The following is a 16,464-nucleotide window of genomic DNA, read 5'->3' on the forward strand; positions in this document are numbered from 1 at the left end:
GTGAAGCGAGTGCGAGAGGTGGCAGCCGGAGACAGAAGCAGCTACATCGGCGGCGCGAAGAGCGTGGTGCTACTGCACGGTCGACTTCGATCCATTGCAGCCCCACCTCCTCCGGCCGGTCCCTCGTAAGGGAGTTCCTTCGGCGTCGGGGCTTGATCGCGACGCTTCTGCGTGCTGCCCCGAACCACCGGGCCAGAGTAGCAGCCGACACAACTGTCAAGGTGCTGCTTTGCCCGCTACTGGCGAGTTCTATGCTCGCCGCATGGCAGATGTTCTTCCTCTGGTCGAGGCCCGGTTGCGCAGCGCGCTGGGCGAACCGGACGCGCGCGCGGCGGTCACCTTCCTGGGCACGGACCGCATCGAGGTGCTCCGCTTCCAGGAGGCCGGCATCGTCCGCTACGCCTCGCTCGGCATGTCCGCGCACCCCATGACGGACCCCACGGCGGTGGTCGCCGACCCGGTCAAGGGACCGCGCGCCGAGCTGGTCCTCTCCGTCCGCGCCGGGCTCGCCGAGACCGACAAGGTGCTCCGGCCGCTCGCCGTGCTCGCTGCGTCTCCGCAGGTGGAGGGCTTGGTCGTGGCTCCCGGCGCGTCCCTGGACGTCGGTGAGCCGCTGTGGCCCGGCGCCCCGTTCACCTCGGTCCTGGTCGCCGAGCCGGGCGGTCTGGTGGAGGACCTGGAGCTCGACGAGCCACTGGACCCGGTGCGGTTCCTGCCGCTGCTGCCGATGACCCCGAACGAGGCCGCCTGGAAGCGCGTGCACGGCGCACAGGCGCTCCAGGAGAAGTGGCTCAACTCGGGGACGGACCTCCGGGATCCGTCCCGGAAGTCCGTCCCGCTGGAGTGAGGAAGCTCACCAACCCCAGGCTGTACGGCGTCAGTTGGCGAACACGGTGACACTGTCCTCGGTCGCGTGCTTCGGCTCCGGCTCCTCGGCTTCGTGCATGAGGGCCTTGCGCCGTACGGCGACCACGACCGCGCCCGCGACCGCGGTGAGCGCCGCCACCACGAACGGGATGTGGACGTCGGTCCACTCCTCGATCTTCGGGGCGAAGAACGGGGCGGCAGCCGCCGCGAACCAGCGCACGAAGTTGTAGCCCGCGCTCGCCACCGGCCGGGGCGCGTCCGAGACGCCGAGGGCCAGCTCGGTGTAGACGGTGTTGTTCACGCCGATGAAGGCGCCGGACAGGATCGTGCAGACGACGGCGGTGGTGTGGGAGCCGTAGCCGAGCACGAGCACGTCGGCCGCGAGCAGCACCAGCGAACCGCCGAGCACCTTCAGCGAACCGAACCGCTTCTGGAGCCGGGGCGCCACGATCACCGAGAAGACGGCGAGCAGCACGCCCCAGGCGAAGAACACCGCACCCGACCGGTACGGGCTCATGTTCAGCACGAACGGCGTGAAGGCCAGCACGGTGAAGAACGTGTAGTTGTAGAAGAACGCCGAGACGGCCGCGGAGGCCAGGCCGCCGTGGCCGAGGGCCTTGAGCGGGTCCAGCAGCGAGGTCCTGCGGGCCGGCCTGGGCTGTTCCTTCAGGAACACCGTGATGCACAGGAAGCCGACGGCCATCAGGAACGCCGTGCCGAAGAAGGGGTAGCGCCAGCTGGCGTCGCCGAGCAGGGCGCCCAGCAGCGGGCCGCAGGCCATACCGAGGCCGAGGGCCGACTCGTACAGCAGGATCGCCGCGGCGCTGCCGCCGGCCGCCGCGCCGACGATGACCGCGAGGGCGGTCGAGACGAACAGCGCGTTGCCGAGGCCCCATCCGGCCCGGAACCCGACCAGTTCGCCGACGGATCCGGAGGTGCCCGCGAGCCCGGCGAACACCACGACGAACGCGAGGCCGAGCAGCAGTGTCTTCTTCCCGCCGATCCGGCTGGAGACGAAGCCGGTCACCAGCATCGCTACGGCGGTGATGAGGAAGTACGAGGTGAAGAGCAGGGAGACCTGGCTCGCCGTGGCGTCGAGGCCCTGGGCGATGGACGGCAGGATCGGGTCGACGAGCCCGATGCCCATGAAGGCGACGACCGACGCCCCGGCGGTCGCCCACACGGACTTGGGCTGCTTCAGCAGGCCGCCCGCTCCGGAGTCGAAGGCATCCATGGCGTGCTCCCTTTCCGAGACGGAGGTAGTTGGTATATACACACACTAAGTTAGAGAGGCTAATTAATGCAAGATGCATCTAGTGCGGCTGGTGAAGGGTTCCGTCCGGATGGGTGATCGTCCTTGACGCGGCGGGGCGGGGGTAGGACCGTGGGGCCCTATGAGGGGCGAACCCAGTTGCCCGAAGTGCGGTGGCCGGGTCAGGGCTCCCGGCCTCTTCTCCGACTCGTGGCAGTGCGATGTGCACGGCACCGTCCATCCGGTGCAGCCTGTGATACCGCCCAGCGTCGAGGCCCTCAACGTCGTGGTGCACCGCACCCAGGTGCCGCTGTGGATGCCGTGGCCCTTGCCGGTGGGGTGGCTGTTCACGGGAGTGGCCTGCGCGGGGGACGACCGGACGGGCGGCCGGGCGACCGCCGTCGCCTGCACGGGGCCCGGCCCGCTCGGCGGGATGGGCGAGCTGATCCTGGTGGCCGAGGAACTCGGCGTCGGACTCGGCGCGCGGTACGCCGGCATGGACGGGCCCGACCCCGGTCCGCACATGAACGTCGAGAAGCCGCCTCAGGCGAAGGTGCTGGCCGCCGGGCGCCCGACGCCGTTGTGGCACGTGGCCGGGGCGCCGGACGACCGGGCGGTGTTCGCGGGGGAGGCGCTCGGGATGTGGCTGTGGGCGGTGGTGTGGCCCGAGCAGTCCGGACTGCTGATGTACGACGAGCTGGTGCTGACGGATCTGCGGGATGCCGGCGCCGAGGTCGAGCTGGTGCCGTGCGGTGCCTTGTCGCCGCGCTTGCTGGGGCCCTGAGGTATGGGTGCCGGGGTGTAGGGGGCGCTTGCCGGGTTCGGGTGTGACATGGGGCGTTGAAAAGCTGGTTATCCTTGAGCGGTCCCGTCGTCCCACCCGTGTCTGGAGTCCGTGTCGTGCGTGTCGACCTGCACACCCACTCCACCGCTTCCGACGGGACCGACTCGCCCGCCGAGCTGGTGCGGAAGGCCGCTGTCGCCGGGCTGGACGTCGTCGCGCTCACCGATCACGACACCACCCGCGGGCATGCCGAGGCGATCGCCGCGCTGCCCGAGGGAGTCACGCTGGTCACCGGGGCCGAGCTCTCCTGCCGGATCGACGGGATCAGCATGCACATGCTTGCCTATCTCTTCGACGCCGAGGAGCCGGCACTGCTCGCCGAGCGGGAGCTCGTCCGGGACGACCGGGTGCCGCGCGCCCAGGGCATGATCACCAAGCTTCAGGAACTGGGCGTCCCCGTGACGTGGGAGCAGGTGGCACGGATCGCCGGTGACGGGTCCGTCGGGCGCCCGCATGTGGCGAGCGCGCTCGTCGAGCTCGGTGTCGTCCCGACCGTGAACGACGCCTTCACGCCGGACTGGCTGGCCGACGGCGGCCGGGTGTTCGTGGAGAAGCACGAGACCGACCCCTTCGAGGCGATCCGGCTGATCAAGGGCGCGGGCGGGGTCGCGGTGTTCGCGCATCCCGGCGCGAGCAAGCGGGGGCTCACGGTGCCCGAGGCCGCCATCGTCGAGATGGCCGCGGCCGGGCTGGACGGCGTCGAGGTGGACCACATGGACCACGACGCGGACACCCGGGCGCGGCTGCGGGGTCTGGCCAAGGAGCTCGGTCTTCTCGTGACCGGGTCGTCGGACTACCACGGCAGCCGGAAGACCTGCGTGCTCGGGGAGTACACGACGGACCCCGAGGTGTACGGGGAGATCACGCGGCGGGCCTTCGGCGCGTTTCCCGTGCCGGGGGCCGGCGGAGCCGTCTGAGGTCTCTCTCCCGTAGGTCCGTCCCTTTTTCTTTTCGCCCTTCTTTCTCCCCCGGCGCTGCCCGCTGCGCTCAGGCGTTCCGCCCCGCGCACCGCCTGTCCGCGGCGGCTGCCCCCTGCACGAGGCTCACTCATGTTCGACGTCGCCGTCTTCGGCTCCCTGTTCCTCACCCTCTTCGTCATCATGGATCCCCCGGGGATCACACCGATATTCCTCGCGCTCACCGCCGGCCGGCCCGGCAAGGTGCAGAAGCGGATGGCCTTCCAGGCCGTCTGCGTCGCCGGCGGTGTGATCACCGTGTTCGGTCTCCTCGGGCACCAGATCCTGAACTACCTGCACGTCTCCGTCCCCGCGCTGATGATCGCCGGCGGGCTGCTGCTCCTGCTGATCGCGCTGGACCTGCTCACCGGTAAGACCGACGAGCCGAAGCAGACCAAGGACGTCAACGTCGCCCTCGTACCGCTGGGCATGCCGCTGCTGGCCGGGCCCGGTGCGATCGTGTCGGTCATCCTCGCCGTGCAGAAGGCCCACAGCGTCGCCACCCAGGTGTCGGTCTGGGCGGCGATCCTCGCCATCCACGTGGTGCTGTGGCTGGTGATGCGCTACTCCCTGGTGATCATCCGGATCATCAAGGACGGCGGTGTGGTCCTGGTGACCCGCCTCGCCGGCATGATGCTCTCCGCGATCGCCGTGCAGCAGATCATCAACGGCGTCACACAGGTGATCCAGGGGAGCTGACGATTCCCGTCAGGCCCGGAGGGCGCCGCGGATCTCCTGGGCCGCCTTGGGGTGGCCGAGGTACTCCTCCATCTTGTGCGCGCGGTCGCGGCCGTTGGAGACGGCCAGCTGGGTGAGCTTCCCCCACCGTTCGTCCTCCAGGGGGCAGCCGATGGCCACCGCGTCGGTGGGGCACCAGACGTTCACCCAGCCGCGCACCCTGGGCGGCTGGTGCGGGCCTCGGGTGAGGAGCCGTTCGTTGACGCCGTCCAGGCCGAGCGGACTGCCCGCGGTGACCAGCAGGACGGGGTCGAGGCCCTCCGGGAGCCGGGTCAGAAGGTCCATGCCCACGACCGTGCCCAGGCTGTGCGTGACCAGCACCAGCTCGCCGCTGGTCGGCATCGTCTCCATGACGCTGTCCAGCACCGCCTGCCGCACGGCGCTGTCGCCGAGGTACAGGTCGACGTCCCGCAGGAACGTGGCGATGGTCCATTCGTCCAGGTCGGACCGGGCGGCCAGCCAGCTCAGCGGCCGGTGCAGCACCCCGACCAGGCCCGAACCGAACCCCTCCGTGGTCGCCGGCCCGTTCTGGGGCATGCCGGCCCGGACGGCCGCCTCGTGGAGCAGCTGCTCGTAGGATCCGGTGGGCGACTGTGCGGCGAACACCTCGGCGGCAGCGGCGGCGCTCAGCTGGTCGAGGCCGATGGGCGCCGCCGTGCTCTCCCTGCCGCTCAGGGCGTGCAGTCTCGTGCCGTAGAACGGGAACCAGACGTCCTCGGGGTCGAGCGTGGGCAGGGACGCGAGGGTGAGGCCGTGGTTCAGGCCGGCCGTCCAGCTGCGGCGGAGGACGTCGGGGAAGTTGTCCTGCTGGTCCCTGCCGTGCAGGAAGACCAGGTGCTGACGGCCGCCGAAGGCGTTACCGCGGGCCCGAAGTCCGACCTGGGGTCCGCGTGCCGCCGTCCCGCTCTCGGCCGGGGAAACCGTCACGGGGGGCGACGGGGCCGTGACGCCCGGTACCGTCGCCCTCTCGGGCTGGGCCACGGGGGCCGGCGTGGGAAGGGCCGGCGCGGTGGTCATGGCCTGGCCCAGGCCGGTGTCCGGGCCCATCTCGGCCAGCAGGGCACGCCGCCCCGGGTCGAGGTCCAGCCCGGCCAGGTGCTTGAGGACCGAGCTGATCCGGACGCCCTCGTTGGCGACCCAGTCGATGGCGTCATCGCCGTCGCCCTGCTGCCAGGGCCGGCCGTCCTTGCGCAGGACGCGGCCCTGGGCGTCCTTCTTGGGCACGCCGCTGTGGTGCAGCGCCACGACCTCCCACTGGTCGTTGAAGACGGGGGAGCCGGAGTTCCCCGGCTCGGTGTCGGTCGTGTAGTGCACGAAGTCGTCGAGGCGGACCAGCACCGCGTTGTCGCGCAGGGCGATCTCCTTCAGCCGCCCCGAGGGATGGCCGATGATGTTCACCTTCTCGCCGAGCACCAGCTTGCCGATCTGCACGCTCAGCCGGTTCCAGCCGAAGATCTCGCCCGGGGGCGGGCCGCCCGGAGCGGGCGCGACCGCCACGAGGGCGAAGTCGAGCCGCCGGTCCGCCGCGAAGAAGGTCCCGGGGTCGAGCTCCATCCGGACGACGGTGTCGGGCAGGTTGTCCGCCGTGACCTGGGCGTTGAACTCCGCGAAGCAGCGGCGCGCGAAGCTCTCGTCGGGCAGGACGTGGTGGTTGGTCATCATCAGCCGCGGCGAGACCAGGAAGCCGGTGCCGTGCGGCAGCTCGCGGCCGTCGCGCCGCAGCGTGATCCGGGCGACCGTGGCCCCGGCCCTGACCCCGCGCGGCAGGAAGCTCCAGGCCTGGAGCTCGTTGGACAGGTTGATGATCCGCTCGTTGGCGTCGGGCAGGTCCATGGCCTCGCGGTGGATGTCCGCCACCACCGCCGAGGGCGACAGGCCGCCCCGGTCGAGGATCCGGTCGGCGCGCACCGCGAGCGCGTCCGGGGAGTCGGGGAACCGCACACCGGCCGCCAGCCGGCCCTCCACGCGCTCGCGCTCCGCGGTGGAGTCCTCGTAGCGCCGCGCGGCCTCGGCGGCAGCCTGCTCGTGCAGTTCCTGGTGCGACCGGTCCGTCACCGACATGCTCCACCGTCCTGTTCTGGTTCGCGCTGGCCCCTCAGCCAGTACGCCCCCGACCAGGGAGGTCCGCAACAGCGGAAGCCCCCGCACGGCCGATGCCGGGCGGGGGCTTCCGAAGTGTGGGAGAGCTGCGCGCGTTATGAGGCCGTGGTCTCGGCCGGGCGGATCCAGAGGCGCTGCCCTATGGCGGCCGCCTGCTGAACGATGCGGTTGACGGAGGCGGCGTCCACAACGGTCGAGTCCACAGCTGTGCCGTCGACGTCGTCGAGTCGCATGATTTCGAAGCGCAAGGGCTTCTCCCTTCGTCTGGTCATCCTCCTGAGGAGAACTACTCGGTGTGCGGCCCACCGGGCCTTGGTGCCCGGTGTTCCGTATGGGTCAACAGGGATGTACGGGTCAAACATTCCCTACGCTAAGGAAATTTTTCGAACGGCTAATTACTGAGCCGTAAGAGTGTCGTTACGGGACCGACCGGGACCGGTTGTGTTCACAGCGTGACCGCCGGGACAATGGGGGTGATGAACGACGACCTCGCGGCCCTCAGCGCCCGCATCGACCACACCAACGAGCTGCTCCAGCGCATGCTGGCCGAGGTGGCGAAGACGCCCTCGACCCACGCGATCTTCGTCGATGCCGGGTACCTGTACGCGGCCGCGGGGCGGCTCGTCGCCGGCACGGAGGACCGCCGCGCCTTCGACCTGGACGCCGAGGGCCTGATCGACGCGCTCATCGACCGGGCCCGCACGATCTTCGCGGACAGCCGGCTGCTGCGGGTCTACTGGTACGACGGCGCCCGGCGCCGCATCCACACGGCCGAGCAGCAGACCGTCGCGGAACTGCCGGACGTCAAGGTGCGCCTCGGCAACCTCAACGCCAACAACCAGCAGAAGGGCGTCGATTCGCTCATCCGCTCCGACCTGGAGTCCCTCGCCCGGCACCGAGCCATCAGCGACGCGGCCCTGCTCGGCGGCGACGAGGACCTGGTGTCGGCGGTGGAGGCGGCCCAGGGGTACGGCGCCCGGGTGCACCTGTGGGGCATCGAGGCCCCGGAGGGCCGCAACCAGGCGGAGCCCCTCCTGTGGGAGGTTGACAGCCAGCGCACCTTCGACCTCGACTTCTTCAAGCCGTACGTCTCCCGCCGCACGGCCCCCGTCCACGACACGGCCGCCGGCCGGCCCACTCGCGAGGACGTGCGGTTCGTGGGCGCGCAGATCGCGGCGAAGTGGCTGGCGGCACGCGGCCGGGACACCCTGGTCGAGCTGCTGCCGGGCCACCCGTACCTGCCCGGTTCGGTGGACCAGGACCTGCTCGTCGAGGCGGAGGGTCTCCTGCAGTACTCACTGCGCGGCCAGGCGGACCTGCGGCGGGCGCTGCGGGACGGCTTCTGGGATCACCTGCGGACGCAGTACTAGGCCGTCCCGGAAGCCGCCGGGGACCGGCCCGGCCCGATGCCGTCCCAGAAGTCGGCGAGGGCGTGGGCCGTCGGGAGCGGGCGGTCGGCGTTGGGGGAGTGCTCCGCGCCCGCGATGACAGTGCGGCGCGCGTCCAGCCGCAGGGCCATGTCGTCGAGGATCGCCACCGGCCAGGTGTCGTCGTGCGCGCCCGACAGGACGTGGAACGGCAGCGGGAGCGCGGCCAGTTCGGCCACGCGGTCCGGCTCGGTGCACAACTGACGTCCCGTCGCGAGCAGTTGGGCGGGACTGTGGCCGAGCCAGCGGCGCCGCAACTGGTCCTGGTCACCGAGACCGCGGGCGGGCCCGCCGACTTCCTCCGGCGGCCCCATGGCCTGGATGGCCTCCCACACCTCCTCCATCGACAGTACGGCGAGGGCGTCCCGCAGCAGCTTCACGCGCTGCTGCTGGGAGACGGAGATCTCCGCCGGCCCGGACGAGACCAGGGTGAAGGAGACGAAGGGGGAATGGTCGAGCAGCACGGCCGCACGGGCGATCTGCCCGCCGAGCGAGTGCCCGACGAGGTGGACGGGCCCGCCCAGCGCCTCGGCCTGCGCGAGCACGTCCCGCGCCAGTTCCCGCTGGGCGTAGGCGGATTCGTCGTCCCGAGGGCCGTCCGACTCGTGCTGGCCCCGCCCGTCCACGGCGACGACCCGGTACCCCCGCTGTGCGAGCGGCTCGTGGAGCAACCGGAAGTCCTCCTTGCTCCCGGTGAACCCGGGCAGCATCAGGACGACTCCCCTGCCCTCCTCACCCGCCTCCGGCGACGAGTCGACGACGGCGAACTCACCGCGCGCGGTGCGCAGCGGGTAGGCGCGGGCGCCCGGGGGCGTGGGGAAGGCGGGGTGGCTGGTCACGGGGCGAGGGTAGCGGGCGGGAGCCGCTCCCGAGTCCCGGGCGAATGCCGACGGCCCGGCTCCCCGTGAGGGGGCCGGGCCGTCAAAGAGGGGTGCGTCAGCCCTCCGTGGACTCCGCGGCGGCCGTGGCCTTGCGGGTGCGGCGGGCCCTGGGCTTCGCCTCCGCCGCGTCCTCCGGAGCGGCGGCCGTGGCGGCCGTCGTCGCCTTGCGCGCACGGCGCGGCTTGGCGGCCTCCGGCTCCTGATCCGCCTGTGCGGGGATCTCGGTGGGCTCGGCGGCCTTACGGGTCCGGCGGCGCGGCTTGGCCTCCGTGCCCTCGGCCGTGTCGACGGCGGCCTCGGCCGCGGCGGCGGTCTTCCGCGTCCGGCGCGGCTTGGCCTCGGCGGCCTCCCCGTCCGGGGCGGCGGCGGCCGTCTTCCGCGTGCGGCGCGGCTTGGCCTCGGCGGTCTCCGGCTCCTGAGCCGTCTGGGCCGGGATCTCGGCGACGGCCGCGACGGGCTCGGCGGCCTTACGGGTCCGGCGGCGCGGCTTGGCCTCCACGCCCTCGGCCGTGTCGACGGCGTCCTCCGCCGGGGCGGCGGCCTTGCGGGTGCGGCGCGGCTTGCTCTCCACGGCCTCGGGAGCCGTGGCCGCGGTCTCGGCGGCTTCGGCGGTCTTGCGGGTGCGGCGGCGCGGCTTGGCCTCCACGCCCTCGGCCGTGTCGACGGCGGCCTCGGCCGCCGCTGCCGTCGCCTTGCGCGTACGCCTGGGCTTCGCCTCAGCCGTCTCGGCGGTGTCCTCCGCCGCTGCGGCCGTCTTGCGGGTGCGGCGCGGCTTGGCCTCGGTCGCCTCGGCCGTGTCGACGCTCGCCTCGGCCTTCGCGGCCGTCTTGCGGGTACGACGCGGCTTCGTCTCCACCGGCTCCGTAGCGGACTCGGTGGTCCCCTCGGCCGTGTCGACCGCCGACTCGGCCGCGGACGCCGCCGTGGCCTTGCGGGTGCGGCGGCGCGGCGCAGCGGCGGCAGCCTCGGGCAGCGCGGCCTCCGCGGCGGCCGGGGCCTCGGCGACGATCGCCGGCTCCGGGGCCGACGGCGTCACCGCGGCCTCGGTCTCCACCGCGGGCGTCTCCGACCGGCGCGTACGGCGCCGGCGCGGCTTCGCGGCCGCCTCCGGGGCATCGGCAGCCGTGCCCTCCGCCGTCGCGACGGCGGTCTCCGCCTGCTCGGACGCGGGGGACTCGACCGCCGTGACCGGGGCCGCCTCGGACTGCGCCCCGCGGGTGCGGCGACGGCGGCGCGGGGTGCGCGGCGCCGTGACGGCATCCGCCTCGGCGGCGCCGCCGATGGCCGTGATGTCCGGCGTGGTGGTGCCGGCGGACTCGGGCGCCCCGTCCACCGCGGCCCCGCCGCGGGTACGGCGGCGGCGACGCGGCGTACGCGACGAGCGCTCGCGGTCGGCCGAACGGGACTCGTCCCGGTCGCCGCGGCCACCCCGGCCGCCGCGACCGCGCGGCCCCCGGCCGCCGGTCTCGCCCAGATCCTCCAGCTCCTCCGCGTCCAGCCCGGCGCGCTTGCGCTCCGAGCGCGGCAGGACGCCCTTCGTGCCCTCGGGGATGCCGAGGTCGGTGAAGAGGTGCGGGGAGGTGGAGTACGTCTCCGGCGGGTCGTTGAAGCCCAGGTCCAGCGCCTTGTTGATCAGCTGCCAGCGCGGGATGTCGTCCCAGTCGACGAGCGTGATCGCGATGCCCTTGGCGCCCGCGCGGCCCGTACGGCCGATGCGGTGCAGGTACGTCTTCTCCTCTTCCGGCGACTGGTAGTTGATGACGTGCGTGACGCCCTCGACGTCGATGCCGCGCGCGGCGACGTCGGTGCAGACGAGCACGTCCACCTTGCCGTTGCGGAAGGCGCGCAGGGCCTGCTCGCGGGCGCCCTGGCCCAGGTCGCCGTGGACCGCGCCGGAGGCGAAGCCGCGCTGCTTGAGCTGGTCGGCGAGGTCGGCCGCTGTGCGTTTGGTGCGGCAGAAGACCATGACCAGCCCGCGGCCCTCGGCCTGAAGGATGCGCGCGACCATCTCGGGCTTGTCCATGTTGTGCGCGCGGTAGATGAACTGCTTGGTGTTCGCGACCGTCTTGCCCGCGTCGTCCGGCGCCGTGGCGCTGATGTGCGTGGGCTGCGACATGTAGCGGCGGGCGAGGCCGATGACCGCGCCCGGCATGGTCGCCGAGAACAGCATCGTCTGGCGCCGCACGGGCAGCATGTTGATGATCTTCTCGACGTCGGGCAGGAAGCCCAGGTCGAGCATCTCGTCGGCCTCGTCGAGAACCAGGCACTTGACGTGCTTCAGGTTCAGCTTCTTCTGCCCGGCGAGGTCGAGGAGCCGGCCCGGGGTGCCGACGACCACGTCGACGCCCTTCTTCAGGGCCTCGACCTGGGGCTCGTAGGCACGGCCGCCGTAGATGGCGAGGACGCGCACGTTGCGCACCTTGCCCGCGGTCAGCAGGTCGTTGGTGACCTGCGTGCACAGCTCGCGCGTGGGGACGACGACGAGCGCCTGCGGGGCCTCGGTGAGGGCTTCGGGCTCGGCGCGTCCGGCCTCGACGTCGGCGGGGACGGTGACGCGCTCCACGAGCGGGAGGCCGAAGCCGAGCGTCTTGCCGGTGCCGGTCTTGGCCTGGCCGATGACGTCCGTGCCCGAGAGGGCGACGGGGAGCGTCATCTCCTGGATGGGGAAGGGGGTGATGATGCCGACGGCTTCAAGGGCCTCGGCGGTCTCGGGGAGGATTCCGAGCTCTCGGAACGTAGTCAGGGTGCTGCCTCTTCTGTGTGGGCGGCGCGAGGCGAGCGCGGGGTCGTGTCAGACCGTGCCGGGGACGTCGGCTGCCTACGGGCGGGCCGTAGAGCACGGGACCGCGCCGACGCTCTAGCGCTCGTGCCGCTGAGGGTGTCCCCCTCCGGGACTCGTACGCACTGGGGCGGACGGCCGGGGAGGGCTGTCGGGTCGGAGCCGATCGGGCCACCGACCGGGCATCCTCATACGTGCGGCCTGTCGAGGTACGTCGACGTACCAGCAGGCGCATTACCACCATACCCCGGAATCCCGCACATGCGATGGCCGATTCGGTCACGTAGTCGTCGTCACAGTGATTGACCAGGGCCTTACGACCCCCGGCGGGCGGGCTATTGTGCGCTTCATGACGAGCTCTGACAAGCCTGAGAACGCCTCGGACACCGCCGCCGCCGAACCGACCTCGGTCGCCGCCCGGGACTGGGCGACGGCCTCCGCCGACCCGCAGTACCGCGCCGCGGTCGTGGACCTGCTCGGTGCGCTCGCGTACGGGGAGCTGGCGGCGTTCGAGCGGCTCGCGGAGGACGCCAAGCTGGCGCCGACACTGGAGGACAAGGCGGAGCTGGCGAAGATGGCGTCGGCGGAGTTCCACCACTTCGAGAGGCTGCGCGACCGGCTCGCCGAGATCGGGGAGGAGCCGACGCGGGCGATGGAGCCGTTCGTCGCCGCGTACGACGGGTTCCACAAGCAGACGGCCCCCTCGGACTGGCTGGAGGGCCTCGTCAAGGCCTACGTCGGCGACTCCATCGCCAGCGACTTCTACCGGGAGGTCGCCGCCCGGCTGGACTCCGACTCCCGCAACCTGGTGCTGGCCGTCCTCGACGACACGGGGCACGGCGGCTTCGCCGTGGAGAAGGTGCGGGCCGCGATCGAAGCCGACCCGCGCGTGGGCGGGCGGCTCGCGCTGTGGGCGCGGCGGCTGATGGGCGAGGCCCTGTCGCAGTCCCAGCGGGTGGTCGCCGACCGGGACGCCCTGTCGACCATGCTGGTGGGCGGGGTCGCGGACGGCTTCGACCTCGCCGAGGTCGGCAAGATGTTCTCCCGGATCACCGAGGCCCACACCAAGCGGATGGCCGCGCTGGGGCTGGCCGCCTAGTCCATCGCCGAGCGGCCGGGCCACGTCGTCAGCGCCGCCTCTGTCGGCGACTGCTCAGGCGGTCGCCGACCGGCGGCGCAGTCTTCCCGCGGGGCGCAGCAGGAGCGACAGCGAGGCGACGGAGACGATCACCGCGCCGAGCAGGACGAGCAGCACGTGCCCGGCGTCCAGCGCGCTGTGCATGACGAAGGCCCCGAAGAGGGCACCGGCGACACCGGTCGACAGCACCATGGGGCGGGCCGGGAGACGGTGCGACAGGCGGTGCGCGGCCGCCCATGCCAGAGCCAGGCCGAGGATCGCGGAGCTCAGCACTTCCAGGAGCATGTCGGGGTCCCTCCCACACGGCCGGCTGCCCACATCGGTCGTAGCCCGTCTTACCCCTGACCTGCGGAATCCAATCCACCCCTGTGGGCGACTTGTGCTCCATCCGTGGCGGAAGCGGTGTGCCGCAAGGGGAAAGTGTGGGCCACGCGGAAGGGGTGTCCGAGGGAGGGCGACGTAAACGGGGGGCGGCTACGCAAACGGGGGGCAGATACGCGAGCGGGGGGCGGATACGCGAGCGGGGCGGGCCGGCCGTAGCCGTCCCGCCCCGCTCGCTCATGCGCCTACAGCGCGCCGAAGCCCACCTTGCGCGGGGCCGGCTCACCGATCTCGACGTACGCGAGACGGTCGGCCGGGACGAGGAGCTTGCGGCCGTGCTCGTCCACGAGGCTCAGCAGCTGCGACTTGCCGGCCAGTGCCTCGGCGACCACGCGCTCGACCTCCTCGGCAGTCTGACCGCTCTCCAGAACGATCTCGCGGGGCGCGTGCTGCACGCCGATCTTGACCTCCACGGCTATGTCCCTCCGACGGTCAGTGATGTGCGCGACCTTCCGCGCCGTACGCAGCACACATTAGCCCGGTGAGGGGACGTACATGCTCCGCCCGAGAACGCCACGAGCGAACACCGGGCGGGAACAAAGCGCCCGTCAGTGGTGCGGCTGGTCCATGCCGTGCAGCGGGAAGCCCGCGATACCGCGCCACGCCAGCGAGGTGAGCAGCTGTACGGCCTGGTCGCGCGGCACGCTGCGGTCGCTGTGCAGCCAGGACCGCGCGACCACCTGGGCCAGGCCGCCCATGCCCGAGGCGAGCAGCATGGACTCCGCGCGCGACAGGCCGGTGTCTTCGGCGATGACGTCGCAGATCGCCTCCGCGCACTCGTTCGTGACCTTGTCGACGCGCTCGCGCACGGCGGGCTCGTTCGTCAGGTCCGACTCGAAGACCAGGCGGAAGGCGCCGCCGTCGTCCTCGACGTAGGCGAAGTAGGCGTCCATCGTCGCCCGGACGCGCTGCTTGTTGTCGGTCGTCGACGCGAGCGCGTTGCGCACGGCCTGGATGAGCGACTCGCAGTGCTGGTCCAGCAGCGCGAGATAGAGGTCGAGCTTGCCCGGGAAGTGCTGGTAGAGCACCGGCTTGCTGACGCCCGCACGCTCCGCGATGTCGTCCATCGCGGCCGCGTGGTAGCCCTGGGCCACGAAGACCTCCTGGGCGGCGCCCAGGAGCTGGTTGCGTCGGGCACGGCGCGGCAGGCGTGTGCCCCGCGGGCGAACCGCCTCTGTCTGCTCTATGGCTGTCACGCCGCCTCCCATGTTCGTCCATGTGCGGATCTGGCCGCGTCGCCATCGTACTTTTCGGTAACCGTGGTGTGCGCGGTGAGAACGCAGAATTTCACGGACCGGACGGATGCGAAAGCGGTTGCGAAGGTTTCAAACAGGGTCAGAGCGGGCAAAATCCTGCCCCTTTCCTGTCCGTAGGAGCTGCTCGGCGCCCGTCAGCGGCGAGCGTCACCGGTAGTCGTCCTCGTCGAGCGAGACGATCCGGGCCTGCTCCACCAAATCGGCCTCGTTGGCCCGGCCGGGGTCGACACCGGTCAGCGGGTCGTCGCGGTCCGGCGCGATGTCCGCCTGCTGCTCGGCCGCGTCGACCTCGGGGGCCTCGACATCGAACTCCTGCGCCTCCGGTGCGTCCTCGGCCTCGAACGTCTCGGGGTCGGTGGGGTCTACGGCCATGCTGGGCTCCCTTCCTACGAACGTCCCTGGGGATGCAGGGGCCACACGCGGGTGCCCTCTGTACGAGCCTAGGAGACACCCGATCCGGACGCTATGCGATCCGCGTCCGGGACGTGACACAGTGCGCATCCCGTTGACTGCTACCCCCGTGTGCCCGGGTGCCTCCTCTTCCGCCCGCGCAACGGGCCGAATCCTGTGACGGCGAACACAGGCGAACACATGAGTCACTGCGTGATCGTCTCGTAACATTGCCGCATGTCTTCGACCGAGCTGCCGTTCGTGCCGCCCGCCAATGTGCTGCCGAAGGTGGGGACCGTCCGGGTCGCGGAGGGTGAGCGCCTGCGGTCGGTCGAGCTGCCGGGCGTCACGCTGACGATCCGGTCGAGGCCTCCCGCGCGCGAAGGGCTGCCGCCCGCGCTGTTCGTGCACGGGCTCGGCGGTTCCTCGCAGAACTGGTCGGCGCTGATGGCGCTGCTGGACGGCGTCGTCGACGGCGAGGCCCTTGACCTGCCCGGCTTCGGCGACTCCCCGCCACCGGACGACGGCGACTACTCCGTCACGGGCCACGCGCGCGCGGTCATCCGCCACCTCGACGCCTCCGGGCGGGGCCCCGTGCACCTGTTCGGGAACTCGCTCGGCGGCGCCATCACCACACGTGTCGCCGCGGTCCGGCCCGATCTGGTCCGTACGCTCACGCTCGTGTCGCCCGCTCTGCCGGAAATCCGAGTGCAGCGCTCCGCCGTGCCCACGGGGCTGCTGGCGGTGCCCGGTGTCGCCCTGCTCTTCACCCGGCTCACCCGGGAGTGGACCGCGGAGCAGCGGGTCCGTGGCGTGATGGCGCTGTGTTACGGGGACCCCGGGCGGGTGACGCCGGAAGGATTCCGCAACGCCGTGCAGGAGATGGAACGGCGGCTGCGGCTGCCGTACTTCTGGGACGCGATGGCGCGTTCCGCGCGCGGGATCGTCAACGCGTACACGCTGGGCGGCCAGCAGGGGCTGTGGCGCCAGGCCGAACGGGTGCTCGCCCCCACCCTCCTCGTCTACGGCGGCCGCGACCAGCTCGTCGGCTTCCGCATGGCCCAGAAGGCGGCCCGGGCCTTCCGTGACTCCCGGCTGGTGACGTTGCCCGACGCGGGACATGTGGCGATGATGGAGTACCCGGAGACAGTGGCTCTGTCGGTTCGTGAACTCCTGGAAGAAGCAGGAGAGTTGGGCACGCAGCGAGCGAGACGGGCCGACCGGGCGGATGCCGGGGGCGACGCCGCCGACGAAGAAGGCACCGACGAGAGCATGGGGGGCTGAGGCGCGACGTGGGACGCCACAGCCGCCGCGGACCGGTCGTCAAGGGCGACAGCGCGGACACCACCGCAGTACGGGACGGCCGGGCCGGGGCCGCGCAGGGGCAGAGGCCGGGCCAGGGCCCGGGTCAGGCACCGGACGGCGGCCGTGGGGCCCGGAGCGCACCGCCCGGTG

General features: G+C 72.0%; 16 protein-coding genes. 7 read left to right on the forward strand and 9 right to left on the reverse strand.

Features of this window, described 5'->3' with window-relative positions:
- The first annotated feature begins 262 nt into the window (after positions 1-262).
- On the forward strand, positions 263-847 hold the full coding sequence (locus HNR57_RS13085) for a suppressor of fused domain protein (RefSeq protein WP_033311061.1): 585 nt from the start codon (positions 263-265) through the stop codon (positions 845-847).
- A 30-nt stretch (positions 848-877) separates the two neighbouring features.
- On the opposite strand, the gene HNR57_RS13090 is transcribed toward HNR57_RS13085, so the two are convergent.
- Positions 878-2,101, reverse strand: a complete 1,224-nt coding sequence (locus HNR57_RS13090) for an MFS transporter (protein WP_184559949.1) — start codon at positions 2,099-2,101, stop codon at positions 878-880.
- Between the two features lie 160 nt (positions 2,102-2,261).
- Here HNR57_RS13090 and HNR57_RS13095 point away from each other — a divergent pair, with 160 nt between their 5' ends.
- The 3 genes from HNR57_RS13095 (at position 2,262) to HNR57_RS13105 (ending at position 4,618) form a co-directional block, all read left to right on the forward strand.
- A complete protein-coding gene (locus tag HNR57_RS13095) occupies positions 2,262-2,903 on the forward strand; it encodes a DUF6758 family protein (RefSeq protein ID WP_184559950.1) in 642 nt (213 codons plus the stop codon).
- Positions 2,904-3,019: 116 nt separating this feature from the next.
- Entirely contained in the window at positions 3,020-3,880 is an 861-nt protein-coding gene (locus HNR57_RS13100; RefSeq protein WP_184559951.1) for a PHP domain-containing protein, read from the forward strand.
- 132 nt (positions 3,881-4,012) lie between these two features.
- The gene (locus tag HNR57_RS13105) at positions 4,013-4,618 is read left to right on the forward strand and encodes a MarC family protein (protein ID WP_033311053.1); all 606 of its coding nucleotides are present in this window, start codon (positions 4,013-4,015) and stop codon (positions 4,616-4,618) included.
- Positions 4,619-4,627: 9 nt separating this feature from the next.
- Here the strand turns inward: HNR57_RS13105 and HNR57_RS13110 are convergent, their stop codons facing one another.
- Positions 4,628-6,718 (reverse strand): trypsin-like serine peptidase, encoded by a 2,091-nt coding sequence (locus HNR57_RS13110; protein ID WP_184559952.1) that lies wholly within the window; start codon positions 6,716-6,718, stop codon positions 4,628-4,630.
- A 134-nt stretch (positions 6,719-6,852) separates the two neighbouring features.
- Positions 6,853-7,005 carry a DUF8834 family protein gene (locus HNR57_RS13115; protein ID WP_097223186.1) on the reverse strand — a complete coding sequence of 51 codons (153 nt, stop codon included), beginning with the start codon at positions 7,003-7,005 and terminating at the stop codon, positions 6,853-6,855.
- A 228-nt stretch (positions 7,006-7,233) separates the two neighbouring features.
- Here HNR57_RS13115 and HNR57_RS13120 point away from each other — a divergent pair, with 228 nt between their 5' ends.
- Positions 7,234-8,127, forward strand: coding sequence for an NYN domain-containing protein (locus tag HNR57_RS13120; protein WP_184559953.1), 894 nt, complete (start codon positions 7,234-7,236; stop codon positions 8,125-8,127).
- On the opposite strand, the gene HNR57_RS13125 is transcribed toward HNR57_RS13120, so the two are convergent.
- Both HNR57_RS13125 and HNR57_RS13130 read right to left on the reverse strand, forming a co-directional pair.
- Positions 8,124-9,023: an alpha/beta fold hydrolase gene (locus tag HNR57_RS13125; RefSeq protein ID WP_184559954.1), complete on the reverse strand. Its 900-nt coding sequence runs from the start codon at positions 9,021-9,023 to the stop codon at positions 8,124-8,126. The genes HNR57_RS13120 and HNR57_RS13125 overlap by 4 nt on opposite strands.
- Before the next feature lie 97 nt (positions 9,024-9,120).
- A complete protein-coding gene (locus tag HNR57_RS13130; protein WP_184559956.1) occupies positions 9,121-11,718 on the reverse strand; it encodes a DEAD/DEAH box helicase in 2,598 nt (865 codons plus the stop codon).
- Positions 11,719-12,193: 475 nt separating this feature from the next.
- Here HNR57_RS13130 and HNR57_RS13135 point away from each other — a divergent pair, with 475 nt between their 5' ends.
- Complete coding sequence (locus tag HNR57_RS13135; protein WP_184559957.1) at positions 12,194-12,943, forward strand: ferritin-like fold-containing protein; 750 nt, start codon at positions 12,194-12,196, stop codon at positions 12,941-12,943.
- A 54-nt stretch (positions 12,944-12,997) separates the two neighbouring features.
- Here the strand turns inward: HNR57_RS13135 and HNR57_RS13140 are convergent, their stop codons facing one another.
- The 4 genes from HNR57_RS13140 to HNR57_RS13155 form a co-directional block, all read right to left on the reverse strand.
- Positions 12,998-13,267 (reverse strand): hypothetical protein, encoded by a 270-nt coding sequence (locus tag HNR57_RS13140; protein WP_184559958.1) that lies wholly within the window; start codon positions 13,265-13,267, stop codon positions 12,998-13,000.
- 281 nt (positions 13,268-13,548) lie between these two features.
- Positions 13,549-13,776, reverse strand: a complete 228-nt coding sequence (locus HNR57_RS39500) for a DUF3107 domain-containing protein (protein ID WP_030854792.1) — start codon at positions 13,774-13,776, stop codon at positions 13,549-13,551.
- A 135-nt stretch (positions 13,777-13,911) separates the two neighbouring features.
- Positions 13,912-14,559 (reverse strand): TetR/AcrR family transcriptional regulator, encoded by a 648-nt coding sequence (locus HNR57_RS13150; protein ID WP_184559960.1) that lies wholly within the window; start codon positions 14,557-14,559, stop codon positions 13,912-13,914.
- A 207-nt stretch (positions 14,560-14,766) separates the two neighbouring features.
- The gene (locus HNR57_RS13155) at positions 14,767-14,991 is read right to left on the reverse strand and encodes an Rv3202a family protein (protein ID WP_184559962.1); all 225 of its coding nucleotides are present in this window, start codon (positions 14,989-14,991) and stop codon (positions 14,767-14,769) included.
- Positions 14,992-15,246: 255 nt separating this feature from the next.
- Here HNR57_RS13155 and HNR57_RS13160 point away from each other — a divergent pair, with 255 nt between their 5' ends.
- The gene (locus HNR57_RS13160) at positions 15,247-16,293 is read left to right on the forward strand and encodes an alpha/beta fold hydrolase (protein ID WP_184559963.1); all 1,047 of its coding nucleotides are present in this window, start codon (positions 15,247-15,249) and stop codon (positions 16,291-16,293) included.
- The last annotated feature ends 171 nt before the right edge of the window (positions 16,294-16,464 follow it).

This window comes from Streptomyces paradoxus (assembly GCF_014202475.1).
Lineage (GTDB): Bacteria > Actinomycetota > Actinomycetes > Streptomycetales > Streptomycetaceae > Streptomyces > Streptomyces paradoxus.

What these genes read in the sequence shown, in the direction of transcription:
- HNR57_RS13135 (WP_184559957.1), top strand. Translation starts at nt 12,194, where the DNA reads ATGACGAGCTCTGACAAGCCTGAGAACGCCTCGGACACCGCCGCCGCC.
- HNR57_RS13155 (WP_184559962.1), bottom strand. Translation starts at nt 14,991, where the DNA reads ATGGCCGTAGACCCCACCGACCCCGAGACGTTCGAGGCCGAGGACGCA.
- HNR57_RS13095 (WP_184559950.1), top strand. Translation starts at nt 2,262, where the DNA reads ATGAGGGGCGAACCCAGTTGCCCGAAGTGCGGTGGCCGGGTCAGGGCT.
- HNR57_RS13120 (WP_184559953.1), top strand. Translation starts at nt 7,234, where the DNA reads ATGAACGACGACCTCGCGGCCCTCAGCGCCCGCATCGACCACACCAAC.
- HNR57_RS13105 (WP_033311053.1), top strand. Translation starts at nt 4,013, where the DNA reads ATGTTCGACGTCGCCGTCTTCGGCTCCCTGTTCCTCACCCTCTTCGTC.
- HNR57_RS13085 (WP_033311061.1), top strand. Translation starts at nt 263, where the DNA reads ATGGCAGATGTTCTTCCTCTGGTCGAGGCCCGGTTGCGCAGCGCGCTG.
- HNR57_RS13090 (WP_184559949.1), bottom strand. Translation starts at nt 2,101, where the DNA reads ATGGATGCCTTCGACTCCGGAGCGGGCGGCCTGCTGAAGCAGCCCAAG.
- HNR57_RS13110 (WP_184559952.1), bottom strand. Translation starts at nt 6,718, where the DNA reads ATGTCGGTGACGGACCGGTCGCACCAGGAACTGCACGAGCAGGCTGCC.
- HNR57_RS13130 (WP_184559956.1), bottom strand. Translation starts at nt 11,718, where the DNA reads ATGACGCTCCCCGTCGCCCTCTCGGGCACGGACGTCATCGGCCAGGCC.
- HNR57_RS13160 (WP_184559963.1), top strand. Translation starts at nt 15,247, where the DNA reads ATGTCTTCGACCGAGCTGCCGTTCGTGCCGCCCGCCAATGTGCTGCCG.
- HNR57_RS13140 (WP_184559958.1), bottom strand. Translation starts at nt 13,267, where the DNA reads ATGCTCCTGGAAGTGCTGAGCTCCGCGATCCTCGGCCTGGCTCTGGCA.